General features: G+C 43.3%; 12 protein-coding genes and 1 riboswitch. Of the genes, 10 read left to right on the forward strand and 2 right to left on the reverse strand.

Annotated elements, in window-relative coordinates; genetic code table 11:
* The first annotated feature begins 45 nt into the window (after nucleotides 1–45).
* Nucleotides 46–465, forward strand: coding sequence for a Fur family transcriptional regulator (locus MN086_RS02965; protein WP_248576571.1), 420 nt, complete (start codon nucleotides 46–48; stop codon nucleotides 463–465).
* 34 nt (nucleotides 466–499) lie between these two features.
* Here MN086_RS02965 and MN086_RS02970 read toward each other — a convergent pair whose 3' ends face one another.
* Together MN086_RS02970 and rseP are read right to left on the reverse strand one after the other, a co-directional pair.
* On the reverse strand, nucleotides 500–1,183 hold the full coding sequence (locus MN086_RS02970; protein WP_248576572.1) for a YggS family pyridoxal phosphate-dependent enzyme: 684 nt from the start codon (nucleotides 1,181–1,183) through the stop codon (nucleotides 500–502).
* A gap of 63 nt (nucleotides 1,184–1,246) precedes the next feature.
* Nucleotides 1,247–2,299 (reverse strand): RIP metalloprotease RseP, encoded by a 1,053-nt coding sequence (gene rseP, locus MN086_RS02975; protein WP_248576573.1) that lies wholly within the window; start codon nucleotides 2,297–2,299, stop codon nucleotides 1,247–1,249.
* 110 nt (nucleotides 2,300–2,409) lie between these two features.
* On the opposite strand from rseP, the gene MN086_RS02980 reads away from it, so the two are divergent.
* The 9 genes from MN086_RS02980 (at nucleotide 2,410) to uca (ending at nucleotide 13,461) form a co-directional block, all read left to right on the forward strand.
* Nucleotides 2,410–3,519, forward strand: a complete 1,110-nt coding sequence (locus MN086_RS02980; RefSeq protein WP_248576574.1) for a hypothetical protein — start codon at nucleotides 2,410–2,412, stop codon at nucleotides 3,517–3,519.
* A gap of 251 nt (nucleotides 3,520–3,770) precedes the next feature.
* Nucleotides 3,771–3,871, forward strand: a riboswitch (guanidine-I (ykkC/yxkD leader).
* Nucleotides 3,872–3,918: 47 nt separating this feature from the next.
* Nucleotides 3,919–4,989, forward strand: coding sequence for a putative urea ABC transporter substrate-binding protein (locus tag MN086_RS02985; protein ID WP_248576575.1), 1,071 nt, complete (start codon nucleotides 3,919–3,921; stop codon nucleotides 4,987–4,989).
* A 9-nt stretch (nucleotides 4,990–4,998) separates the two neighbouring features.
* The gene (locus MN086_RS02990) at nucleotides 4,999–5,823 is read left to right on the forward strand and encodes an ABC transporter permease (RefSeq protein ID WP_248576576.1); all 825 of its coding nucleotides are present in this window, start codon (nucleotides 4,999–5,001) and stop codon (nucleotides 5,821–5,823) included.
* Entirely contained in the window at nucleotides 5,820–6,584 is a 765-nt protein-coding gene (locus MN086_RS02995) for an ABC transporter ATP-binding protein (protein ID WP_248576577.1), read from the forward strand. The genes MN086_RS02990 and MN086_RS02995 overlap by 4 nt, the downstream gene beginning before the upstream one ends.
* 13 nt (nucleotides 6,585–6,597) lie before the next feature.
* The gene (locus MN086_RS03000; protein ID WP_248576578.1) at nucleotides 6,598–7,335 is read left to right on the forward strand and encodes an urea amidolyase associated protein UAAP1; all 738 of its coding nucleotides are present in this window, start codon (nucleotides 6,598–6,600) and stop codon (nucleotides 7,333–7,335) included.
* A gap of 10 nt (nucleotides 7,336–7,345) precedes the next feature.
* Nucleotides 7,346–7,966 (forward strand): urea amidolyase associated protein UAAP2, encoded by a 621-nt coding sequence (locus MN086_RS03005; protein WP_248576579.1) that lies wholly within the window; start codon nucleotides 7,346–7,348, stop codon nucleotides 7,964–7,966.
* Between the two features lie 4 nt (nucleotides 7,967–7,970).
* The gene (locus MN086_RS03010; RefSeq protein WP_248576580.1) at nucleotides 7,971–8,978 is read left to right on the forward strand and encodes a fatty acid desaturase; all 1,008 of its coding nucleotides are present in this window, start codon (nucleotides 7,971–7,973) and stop codon (nucleotides 8,976–8,978) included.
* 9 nt (nucleotides 8,979–8,987) lie between these two features.
* Entirely contained in the window at nucleotides 8,988–9,770 is a 783-nt protein-coding gene (locus MN086_RS03015) for an N-acyl homoserine lactonase family protein (protein ID WP_248576581.1), read from the forward strand.
* 91 nt (nucleotides 9,771–9,861) lie between these two features.
* The gene (gene uca / locus MN086_RS03020; protein WP_248576582.1) at nucleotides 9,862–13,461 is read left to right on the forward strand and encodes an urea carboxylase; all 3,600 of its coding nucleotides are present in this window, start codon (nucleotides 9,862–9,864) and stop codon (nucleotides 13,459–13,461) included.
* Nucleotides 13,462–13,463 lie beyond the last annotated feature (2 nt).

Raw genomic sequence — 13,463 nt, forward strand, 5'->3', positions numbered from 1 at the left:
AAGGCTATAGGATGATAGCTTTATGTATACATTGAAAGGATAACTATGACAGATTATGCAGTTCTACTTAAAAATAGTGGACTAAAAGCTACATTTCAACGTATGAATATATTGGAAAAGATAGAAGCGTATGGACATATGTCTATAGATACTATCTATGCAGAGGTCATTAAAACACATCCATCTCTTTCTCTAGCAACCGTCTATAAAAATATTATTCTCATGGTAGAGAAGGGTGTACTGGTAGAAGTGCCTATCACAGGAAAAAAATCCAAATATGAGCTTTTAAAAGAGGATCATATCCATCTGGTCTGTACGGAATGTGGAGAGGTAGAGGACAAACCGCAACATACTGTTGCAGATGAGCTTTTTACTTCTATCACAAAGCAAGAGAACTTTACCATAAGTAAACAACAGATCAATCTTTACGGAGTGTGTAGTCACTGTAGAGAAGAAGTTGCTTAAGGATTACAGGTTAGATACGCTTACCTGTAACTGTTTATTTAAATAACGCTGATCCGATCCTTACCAGATTTGACCCGCATTTTATAGCCAATTCATAATCACCGCTCATCCCCATAGAACAGATATTCGCACCTTCTTTTTTCAGTTTCTCATAGATACCGAACGTGGTTTCAAAACTCTGTTGTATCAGTTTTTTATCTTCACTGTGAGCCCCTATGGTCATCACACCTTTGAGATTGATCTGAGGACAGGTCTCTTTGATCGTTTGGTAGATATCCACAGCTTCTTCGGGAGTGACACCTGATTTTGTTGCTTCATTGGCTGCATTGATCTGAAGCAGGCAGTGCATCTTTGCCTCTTTTGCCAAGAGCTTTTTGTTCAGTTCGGTTGCCAGTTCTATACTGTCAAGTGATTGCATCAGTGTAGGGCGCAAGTCTATGAGATTATTGATCTTGTTTTTTTGGAGAGAACCGATCATATGCCACTCAAGCGGAAGGTCCTCGAGTGCATGCATACGCTCTTTGAGCTGTTGTACCTGGTTTTCACCAAAGGCTCTTTGACCTAGCTCATAGAGTGTGGAAATGTTTTCAATATCCGTATATTTAGCAACGGTGACCAGTTTTACAATATGGTGTTCACTTACTGTAATACGCGCTTGTTCTATATTCCAGATCACTTCATCCAGGTTTGCTCTTAAGTGTTCTTTGTCCAATATCATACTTCTTATCCTTTTCTAATGAATTACCTGATCGGTTCGTTAACACTTCGACTGTTTTGGTTGTTATCCCCACAGTCTATTGATATCATTATACAATCCTAACATCATAAGAGAGATGAGTATAGCCCACCCTACCAATGTAATGATATACATTACCTGTTCGCTCGCAGTTTTTCCCGTAATCATCTCATAGAGGTTAAACATAATATGTCCACCGTCCAGTGCAGGGATAGGGAGCAGGTTCAACACCCCCAGGTTGACTGAAATGAGTGCGGTAAAAAAGAAAAGAGCCAGTATCCCTGCAGCACTTGCTTCAGCCGTGACATCTACAATGGTGATGATCCCTCCTAGTTTATCGGCACCAACCACTCCGGTGATCAGTTTTTCTACACTTTGTACAATGAGCAGAGAGGCTTTCTTTGTCTCATCCCATGCATACTCCAATCCATCTATCAATCCGAAGTAGGCCGTCGTTTGTTTTCCTAATGGACTGATACCGATGATACGCCTGGTGATCTTTTCTCCAAAGATATTTTTGTCCTCTATCACTTTTGGTGTAAGCTGCAGTGTGATCAGTTGTCCCCCACGCTCTACGATAAGCGTGATGTCACCTTTCTCACCGTTGATATTCTCACCGATCTCTTCCCAGTAAAGAATATTATTACCGTTGATTTGAACGATTTTGTCCTCTTTGGTTAAACCCGCTTTGAATGCAGGTGTCTCTTTTCCCACTTCCCCTACATAAGGCAAAAGCTTAGGAACACCGATGTTTGCAATCGCAAAGTAAAGCAGAAAGGCCAGCAGGAAATTGGCAAAAGGTCCGGCCAATAGAATGATGATACGTTGCCATGGTTTTTTCACATTGTATGAATCTTCGTCATAAGAGAGGGCTGTAGGATCCATGTCATCCTGCCCTTTCATTTTGACATATCCGCCAAGCGGTATGGCAGAGAGGCTCCACTCTGTTTTCCCTATCATCCTGGAGTAGAGTTTTTTCCCAAAACCTATGCTAAAAACATCCACCTGTACACCAAAAAAACGTGCTGCTGTAAAATGTCCAAGCTCATGAAAAAAGATCAATACCGACAAGACTAAAAGTGCAACTATAATGCCCATAAAATTCCTCTGTGTGAATATATTGAATTATATCTAAGTGTAGTAAAAAGTTGATATAGATTAAAACTATAATGAAAAATTTTGCTAAAATAAATGAGAAGGATGAAAAGATGAATGAAAATAAGGGTATGTCAATAGCAATAACAGAAGAGATTGAAAGTGAAGATTTAGAGGGGCTGGATGAAATTAACGATACACCTTTGGAAATGAGAGAAGAAAATATAGAGCCTTTTGAAGATGAGACTGATGAAATGGCAGATAGCCCTATACCTGAGCCAGTATTGCCGGGCAAAGCCAAAAAACATATCAGAACCATGCATCTCATTCAAAAAACAAAAAAGATGCTCAAAGATACACATGATCGGGAAGAGGCTTGTAAACGTCAGCTTGAAAAAGATATCAAAGCGTATGAAGATGCCAAGTCACGACTGAAAGCGAATGGACTTGATGCATGTGTATCATTGGTAAAAAAATTGGGATATGAGACAAACAATGATGATCTGGAAGAGAAGGAAACGGCTGAATTCAGTCCCAATAAAGCGTTCACCCCCTTAGTTTTAAAAGATATTTCCAGTGGCAGACTCACAGGTTTCCTCTATGCTTTACTCGGAGGGGGCATTACAGCCGTAGGCTTGGTGTATCTTGCAACAGAAAAATTAGACATGGTACTCGATATGACCAAGGTACCCTCAGAGGATCAGATACAAAGTATATTAGCCTGGTTCAGTACGCTTGTAGGGTTACATGAAGATGTGAATATCGGTGCAGCTGTCCTAAGTTTTTCAGTGATTTTGGTCATGCTCCCTATCTATATCACTCGTGTATATTTGAAAAAAAGAAATAATCTTCACCTTGCAGTGAAACAATTCATAGAAGCAGAACTGTACATAGAGAAAAAATCTAACTGTAAAATGGAAATAGACAAAATAACTATGCATATCAGAGATGCGATAGGAGTAATGAGAACCTATGAAGTGATCCTCAATGAACAGAAGGGCAAACTGGAACGTATCCACTATGTGGAAGGGGAGAGAGAAAAGGGGACAGAGTATCATTATAAATCCTATGCAGAGATACTTGAAACAAAAGAAGTGATACGTGCAATAATGGAATATATGAATACACCTATAACAGTCGAAGGAAAATTGTCTGAGAAAAGCGTACTTCTTTTACAGCATGCAAAAGATCAGGCCGATAAAATGCTTAAACGGTTTTATTAATGTATAACTACATGCAGAGGGATCGGTTTGGAAAATGACTTTCAATGATAGTTGTCGAAAACTATTTATATAGTTCACCCCATCATCTTTCTCCACATCTATACAAATACATCATACCTATCTATTTTTTTTAAATAGATCAAAATATTATAATGATTAAAAATTAATCATATACCCATATACTATAGGATGAAATCTAGGCTATACTTTGAATACAAGACATGACATGAGGTTGTAAAATCTCAGATAAGTTAAAAGAGAACTAGGGTTCCGGCAGAGTATTCTGTGTCAGGTCCGAGAGTTTTCGACCTCTTGAGTAGAGGTTACACGGAGGGATAAAAGCCCGGGAGATTTATACCCTTTTGCCGTGTTTTAAACCAAATACTCAAGGAATCTCTTATGAAACACTTTTTCAAATCCACATCAAAATTCTTAGTCGCCACTACATTGGTTATGGGTCTTAGTACATCATCACTTATGGCAGAGGTAAAAAATAAATTTCAAGTCTCCTGGACAATCTATGTCGGATGGATGCCGTGGGATTATGCTCAGCAAAAGGGCATCGTTGACAAATGGGCTAAAAAATACGATATCGAGATCGATCTAGTTCAGGTCAATGACTATATTGAATCGATCAACCAATACAGTGCTGGTAAATTTGATGGCTGTCTCATGACAAACATGGATGCATTGACGATTCCGGCTGCCGGTGGTATCGACTCAACTGCAGTGATCATGGGTGATTTCTCTAATGGTAATGACGGTCTTATTCTTAAAGATAAAAAGAGCCTAGCTGATATCAAAGGTCAGAAGGTAAACCTTGTTGAACTTTCAGTATCTCACTATTTCCTTGCACGTGCACTTGAGTCTGTGAATTTAAGTGAAAAAGACATCACGGTTGTAAACACTTCGGATGCCGATATGGTTTCTGCGTACAGTTCTGATGAAGTGACAGCAATGGCAACATGGAATCCACAACTCAGTGAGATCATGACAAACAATAAAAGTGCCAACCTTGTCTATGATTCAAGTAAGATCCCGGGTGAGATTATCGATATGCTGGTTATCAACACGGAAACACTCAAAGACAATCCGAAATTGGCAAAAGCATTGACAGGTGCTTGGTTTGAAGTGATGGCATTGATGAAAAAAGGGGATGAAAAAGCCTTGACATTTATGGCAGAGGCTTCAGGAACAGACCTTGCGGGTTACAAGAGCCAACTTGACTCTACAATGATGTTCTATGATGCAAGTGATGCAGTGACATTTGCCGTTAGTCCAGATCTTCCAGAAACGATGAAAAAAGTGAGCGAGTTCTCATTTGATCACGGAATTCTTGGAGAGGGTGCACCAAATGCTGAATTCATTGGTATGGAGTTCCCAGGTGGTAAAACGTTCGGTGATACCAACAACATCAAGCTTCGTTTCACAGAAACTTATGTGAAAATGGCTGCGGAAGGGAAGCTGTAAGGTACTCCTATGAAACGATTTATGAACCTTCGGCCATCAAGAGGAGCAACGCTCTTCTTGGGATTATTACCATTTATTATTGTCGCGGTGTTCTATCTCGTGGCATCTGATATGCGTCTTTCGGAAAATCCGAATGATAAGCTTCTGCCTTCCATGGCAAGCTTTTCAGAGGCTATCGACCGTATGGCATTTACACCAAGTAAACGAACAGGTGAAATACTTTTCATTGGAGATACGGTCTCTTCACTTGAACGATTAGGACTCGGGGTCCTCATAAGTGCTGTATTGGCAATGCTTATCGGTATCCCTCTAGGGTTTATTCCCTTCCTTCGTGCAGGATTATCACCTTTTGTGGCGGCCTTTTCCATGGTCCCGCCCATGGCGATCCTGCCTATTTTGTTCATTGTGTTCGGTATGGGAGAGCTGGCAAAGGTTGCACTGATCGTCATCGGGGTGACACCTTTACTTGTCCGTGATATGCAGCAGCGTGTCTCTGAGATACCGGTGGAACAGCTTATTAAAGCGCAGACACTTGGAGGATCAAGCTGGACGATCGTGATGCGTGTTGTATTGCCACAGGTTTTCCCAAGACTGCTTGATGCAGTTCGTATCACACTGGGTACGGCATGGATCTTTCTTATTTCGGCAGAAGCGATCGCAGCTACCGAAGGTTTAGGATACCGTATCTTTTTGGTACGCCGTTATATGTCAATGGATGTGATCCTGCCTTATGTAGCATGGATCACATTCCTTGCCTTCTTGTTCGATTTTGCCTTAAAGAAGCTGACCTATAAACTATTCCCTTGGTATACAGCCGGAAAGGAGGGGGCATGAGTCTTATTCATATTAAAAACCTTTGGAAAAAGTATGATGACAATGTCGTATTGGAAAGAATCAATCTTGATATCGAAGAGGGAGAGTTTTGTACGCTGGTCGGTCCCTCTGGCTGTGGAAAGAGTACATTCTTAAAAATGCTTCTTGGACAGGAGATACCCACAAGTGGGACATTCCTTCTTGATGGGAAGCCTTTTCCTGACGAACCGGGAATAGAACGAGGTATCGTATTTCAGCGTTACTCTGTGTTTCCGCATTTAACGGTGTTGGGGAATGTAATGATGTCTATGGAACTCAAAGCGTCAAAATTTTTTGGGAAATTCTTTGGAACAAAGCGTAAAGAAGCTAAAGAGCGTGCCATGGAGATGCTTAGGTCAGTCGGTCTTGGTGATGCGGCAGATAAATACCCCAGCGAACTCTCAGGAGGTATGCAACAGCGTCTCTCTATTGCACAGTCATTGGTCACTAAACCAAAGATACTTTTGCTGGATGAACCATTTGGTGCCTTGGATCCGGGGATTCGTGCCGATATGCATAAGCTTATCTTGGATCTTTGGAAGAAGAACAATCTCACGATCGTGATGGTTACCCATGATCTTCATGAGAGCTTCTACCTTGGTACACGTCTGCTTGTCTTTGATAAGGTACGTTATGAACCGCAGGCACCTAACATGTACGGGGCATTAATCACGTATGACATACCTGTAGGTGATACAAGAGAATCAGTCTTAAAAGATGTAGAAGAATCTATAAATGAATAAAGGAATAACAACAATGATAACAATGTATAAAGATATAAAACCGGAGAGTATCCTTTTTGATGAAGTACTTCCGGGAGGTGCCAGATGGTCAAAGATCATTAAGCGTGGCGACAAGCTTCGCATTACAACGAAAGATGGCTTAGGTTCTCTTTCAGCCATGTTCTACAATGCGGATAACACTGCTGAGCGTTTTAACTCAGCTGATACGGTAAAGATCCAGCATAATGCTTACTTCACGAAAGGAAGAGTACTCTACTCAGAACAGGGTCGTGTACTTTTCTCGATTACTGATGAGACAACAGGAGGGCTTTTTGACGCTATCGGCGGGATAAGCAATCCTCGTATTGTCCATAAGAATTTTGGAGAAGGTGACTACGAGCATTTGCGTAACCGTTATTACAAAAGTGACCGTGAAAACTTCCTGGTCGAACTGGGTAAATACGGTATGGGTAAACGTGATATGATCCAGGCGATCAACTTCTTTAGAAGAGTCGACGTCAAAGAGGGAAGTAAACTTGAACTCTCACCGGATCGTGCCAAACCGGGAAGCTACATTGACCTGCGTGCAGAGATGAACGTACTTTTGGTACTCTCAAACACACCACATGTAATGGAAGCGGGTGAGTATAATCCAAGTGATGTACAATTGACACTTTATAAGGCACCCCCTGTGACCGAGGATGACCTATGTATGAACTTTACACCACAATCACAACGTGCTTTTATCAACAACGCACGTTATTTTGCCTAAGGAGAGAATGATGAGCAGAGATATTAAAGATGCAGTATACAATGAAAAGGTGGCAGCCGGTGTACCTTGGAGCCATGTGGTCAAAAAAGGCCAAACCCTTCGTATCATCGATCTTAAAGGGTGTCAGGCAGTCGATACGCTTTTTTACAATGCAAACGACCATGAAGAGCGTTATTCAGCCAACGACACGGTGAGAGAACAGGGAAGCATTTTTGTGACAACAGGAACAAAACTGATCTCAACAGATGACAATGTGATGATGGAAGTGACAGAAGATACCTGTGGTAACCATGACACACTGGGTGGTCACTGCAGTGCAGAGAGTAACACGGTACGTTATGCACTTGATACCAAATATATGCACAGTTGCCGTGACAACTACCTCTATGAGATCGGTGAGCTGGAGATGGACCCAAGAGACCTTACCAACAACATCAACTTCTTTATGAACGTTCCGGTTGAAGATGACGGTTTCCTTGTGATCGTAGACGGTGTCTCCAAACCTGGCGACTATGTGGACCTGAAAGCTGAGATGGATACCTTGGTACTGGTTTCTAACTGTCCGCAGTTGAACAACCCGTGCAACGCCTACGATCCATCTCCTGTTCAAATGGTAATCTGGGACGATTAAGATCATGGCAAAGCTACGTGGTTACTTTCGTTTTGAGGATGCACTCATCCCCAATATGTTAGCCTGGAGTTATATACTGGCAGCATACATCGGTGGTTTTTACGCCATCATGTCAGATGCCATTATCTATAACCTTGTAGGAACTGTTTTGCTTGCACACAGTATGGTGATCTCAGCCTATTTCGTACATGAGTGTGCTCACGATTCACTCTTTAAGAAGAACCGTCATAATCATCTCTTCGGTGAGATCTTTCTCTGGATAGCCGGTGCTTCGTACAGTGAGTATGAAGCGGTCAGACATAAACATGTACGACATCATATGGATAGGGCAGATATCGTCTCATTTGATTTTAGAACGAGGCTGCAGATGTACCCTAAACTGCTTAAGGTGATCCAGGCATTGGAGTGGATGTATATTCCTGCATTGGAGATCATGATGCATGTATTGGTGATCTTATTGCCTTTTGTAAAAGAGTCACGTAAGCATCTGCGTTCCCGTGTGGTCACGGTACTGTTGCTGCGTATCGCATTTTTTGCGCTTTTGGCATCTGTTTCGTTGAAGATTTTGGTATTTTATCCACTCGCATATATGCTCTTTTTGACAGTGATGCGTTTTATGGATGTCCATCAGCATACGTATGATCTTTATGAAACGCTGGATCGCAAACGCGGTGATGAGGTCAAGCAGTATGACAGTGTGTTTGAAAAACACAATACATATTCGAACTTATTATCTAGACGTTATCCGTGGTTGAACCTTCTGGTACTGAACTTTGCGTACCATAACGTACATCATGACCAGCAGATGCAGCCCTGGTATCGTCTGCCTAGATTGCATGAAAAACTCTATGGTAAGGATGAGAGCCAGGTACTGCTGTTTAAAAACCTTATCGAGAGTTACCATCGTTTCCGTGTGGCCCGTATCATTAATTCAGATTCTACTGGTATAGATGTACATAAAGGTAAAGATTTCATAGGCGTAGATGGCGTTTCATTTTTGACGGCTCATTAAGGAGAGAATATGACACAAGTGAAAAAATTTTGGCCGATCCTGACAGGCACACACCGTTACGAGAAAACACTCTCTACACGCGGTCATGGCAAAGGTGTGATCATAGATGCGCCGATCTTGGCCTATCTTATCGAGACGGCCAACGGGCGTATCCTCTATGATGTGGGATGTGATTACAATAAGATCGCTGATGAGGTGAAACGCAAGCACTTCTACGAACATGAGGGGTTCCCTTTCGGTCCTCCTCAGATGACTGAGGAGCAGCGTCTTCCCAACCGTCTGGCGGAACTTGGCTTGAAGACAGAAGATGTGGATGTCGTCTTTTGCGGCCATCTCCACTTTGATCATGCCGGAGGTGTTTGTGAGTTCTGTAATGCCGAAGTCCATGTACATGAAAAGGAGCTCGAAGCAGCAAGAGAGCCTGCGGATGAAGCCTATTTTGCAGAAGATCTGGATTGCCCGATCAATTGGCGTATTTACAAAGGTGAGTATGACCTTGTTCCTGGTGTCCGTGCCATCGAGACACCGGGACACACGGCCGGTCATATGTCAATGATGATCGAACTGCCAAAGGGCAAACCGATCCTGCTTGCAGGGGATGCTGCAGACCTAAGTGAGAACCTTGAAAAAGAGATCGCTCCGGGTCTGTGTTGGCAGGATAATGAAGCTATGGCGATCGAGAGTATTCGTAAGCTTAAAGAGCTTGCATATCGTACAGGGGCAGAGATCTGGCCCAATCATGATATGCAGTATTTTGAATCTAAAAACCGTTTCCCACGGTTTTTTTCCTAAGGTATGAAAGAACCACTCTTTCCGTTTCATAAGACGGCTTATGAAATGTAAACGTTCGGGACGGCCCGTAAACTAATTCTAAGGACATAAAATGTTTACCAAAATATTAATCGCTAATCGCGGTGAGATCGCTTGTCGTGTCATACGTACACTGAAGAAGATGGATATTCGATCCGTTGTTGTCTATACGGCTGCTGATACTGACTCCCTTCATGTCAGTCTTGCTGATGAAGCATACTATATCGGTCATGGTGTTGCCAGTGAAAGTTACTTGGATACGGAAAAGATTCTGAATATCGCGATCAAGAGCGGTGCAGAGGCGGTTCATCCAGGATATGGATTTCTCAGCGAAAATGCAGCTTTCGCCAATGCATGTGAGGCAGCAGGTATCCGTTTTATAGGTCCACGTACCGAACATATGGAGCAGTTTGGTCTTAAGCATACGGCCCGAGCACTTGCCGAACAGAACTCTGTACCACTTCTTCCTGGATCTTCTATTTTGAGTGATCTTGAGGAAGCGAAGAGCGAAGCGAAACGTATCGTCTACCCGGTGATGTTAAAGAGTACAGCCGGGGGTGGTGGTATCGGTATGCAGCTGTGTTATGATGAAAATGAGTTGTGCAGTGCCTATGAATCGGTCAAACGTTTAAGTGAGAACAACTTCTCTGATGGAGGAATGTTCTTAGAAAAGTATGTGGCTTCGGCACGTCATATCGAAGTACAGATCTTTGGAGACGGTAAGGGATATGTGGCTGTACTGGGAGACAGAGACTGTTCGGTCCAGCGCCGTAACCAAAAGGTGATAGAGGAGACGCCAGCACCGGGTATCGCTGATGCAACGAGAGAGGCACTTTACAAAGCGGCAAAAGATCTGACTGCATCGGTCTCTTATCTCTCAGCGGGTACTGTGGAGTTTGTGTACGACACCACTACGGATGAATTCTACTTCCTTGAAGTGAACACACGACTTCAAGTAGAGCATGGTATCACAGAGGAAGTGACAGGTGTGGATTTGGTGGAGTGGATGATCCGTCAAGCCTATGGAGAGAATCCTGGACTCTACAGCTATGAACATGCTCCAGAGGGACACGCTATGCAGGTGCGTATCTATGCGGAAGACCCTTCCAAGAACTTTCAGCCTAGTTCAGGTGTGTTGACCAACGTTAAATTTGCCGAGGGTATACGATGTGATACCTTTATCGAAACAGGCCTTGAAGTCTCTGCTTTCTATGATCCGATGATCGCAAAGCTTATCATTAAAGGTAAAGACCGTGAAGAAGCATTGAATATGATCAATGATGCTATAGAAAATACAGAAATAGACGGGATAGAGACCAACTTACGTTATTTAGGGGCTATCGTTAGATCTGATATCTTTAAAGATGGAGTACAGACGACAAAATATCTCAACACGTTTGATTTTACGCCAAATAGCATCGATGTACTTCGTCCTGGTACACAGACTACTATACAGGATTTTCCTGGACGTACGGGTTACTGGGATATCGGTGTACCGCCTTCAGGTCCTTTTGATAACTTCAGTTTCCGCTATGCCAACCGTATCGTAGGAAATGATGCAGCAGCTTCAGGTATGGAGATAGCAATCGCCGGTCCCACACTGCGTTTTAACACAGACAGTGTTATAGCCCTGTGCGGAGCAGAGATCGATGCGTTCCTGGATGGTGAAGCGATCGGGATGAATGAAGCGGTAGATGTCAAAGCAGGTAGTACGCTTAAACTTAAAAAAGTGCATAATCAAGGCTTTAGAACCTACCTGGCCGTACGCGGTGGTTTTGATGTGCCTGAATACCTTGGAAGCCGTTCTACTTTTACCTTGGGACAGTTCGGGGGACATGCAGGCCGTACACTGATCTCGGGTGATGTACTGCATATCGGTTCTATGATTGATGGTGAGACAGCGAAGCAGAAAACAGTCCCACATGAAAATTTTGAGAACCGCTGGGAGATAGGGGTGCTTTACGGACCGCATGGTGCACCTGATTTCTTTACCGACAGTGACATCAAGACCTTTTTTGAGATAGAGTGGGAGATCCATTATAACTCCAACCGTACCGGTATACGTTTGATCGGTCCTAAGCCTGAATGGGCAAGAACAGATGGAGGTGAGGCAGGACTTCATCCTTCTAATATTCACGACAATGCCTATGCGATAGGATCGGTGGACTTCACGGGAGATATGCCGGTGATCCTGGGGCCTGACGGTCCGAGTTTGGGAGGTTTTGTCTGCCCTGTGACGATTATCAATGCAGAGCTGTGGAAAATGGGTCAACTTCGTGCGGGGGACAAGGTAAAATTTGTTCCTGTAGAGCATGAGACTGCCATGGAGATGATCAAAGCCCAAGATAACGCCATTACTGAGCTTGAGACCTATGATGAAAAAACATTCCTTGCACCTAAACCGATAGGTACGCCTATTCTCTATAGTGATGAGGGAGAGAAAGATCTTCCTTCCATAGTTATACGTCAGTCGGGAGACAGCAACCTACTGGTCGAGTATGGAGAGATGGAACTGGATATCTCTTTACGTTTCAGAGTACATGTGTTGATGGAAGCACTTAAAGAAGCAGCGATCGAAGGTGTGAGCGATATCACCCCGGGGATACGCTCTTTGCAGATACACTTTGAACCAAGGGTGTGCGATAGGTCGGCGCTTATCGAACGTTTAAAAGAGATAGAGTTGACACTTCCGTCGATCGATGATATCGAAGTGCCTTCACGTATTGTACACTTGCCGTTATCATGGGATGATGAATCAACCCGTGTTGCGATCGACAAGTATATGAAAACAGTGCGTGCCGATGCCCCATGGTGCCCGAGCAATATCGAGTTCATCCGACGTATGAACGGATTGAAGAGTATCGACGATGTCAGAGAGATCGTCTTTGGTGCAAACTATGTGGTCATGGGACTGGGAGATGTCTATCTGGGAGCACCGGTTGCCACACCGCTTGATCCAAGACACCGTCTGGTAACGACAAAATACAATCCTGCCCGTACCTGGACCCCTGAGAATGCTGTAGGTATCGGTGGTGCCTATATGTGTGTGTATGGGATGGAAGGACCTGGAGGCTACCAGTTTGTCGGACGTACGGTACAGATGTGGAATCGTTATAGACAAACATCGAACTTCACAGAGGATAAACCGTGGCTGCTGCGTTTCTTTGATCAGATCAAGTTTTATGAAGTGAGTGCAGATGAACTCCATCAGATGCGTGAAGATTTCCCAAGAGGACGTGTGGAGATCAAAGTGGAAGAGACCACTTTCAGTTTGAAGAAATATAAGGATTTCCTAGCCCAAAATGAGGCATCGATAAAGAGCTTTAAAAAGACACAGCAGGAAGCATTTGAGGAAGAGCGTCAAATGTGGGAACGTACCGGACTCGCAAACTTTACTACGGTTAGTGAAGAGATAGAAGAACAGAGTATGGAACGTATCGAGATCGCTGAGAATGCTGAAGCTGTCGAATCTCCGGTTCAGGGAAGCCTCTGGAAGGTGATGGCCAAGTTGGGAGATGTGGTCGAAGAGGGTGAAGTACTTGCTATCGCGGAGTCTATGAAAATGGAAGTAGATATCGAAGCACCTGAACATGGAAAGATCACGCAGGTACTCTGTAGTGAAGGTGAGAATATTCAGGCGGGTAAAACGCTTTTTGTGATTGAACCTGTATAAGT

Source organism: Sulfurovum sp. XGS-02 (assembly GCF_023213175.1).
Lineage (GTDB): Bacteria > Campylobacterota > Campylobacteria > Campylobacterales > Sulfurovaceae > Sulfurovum.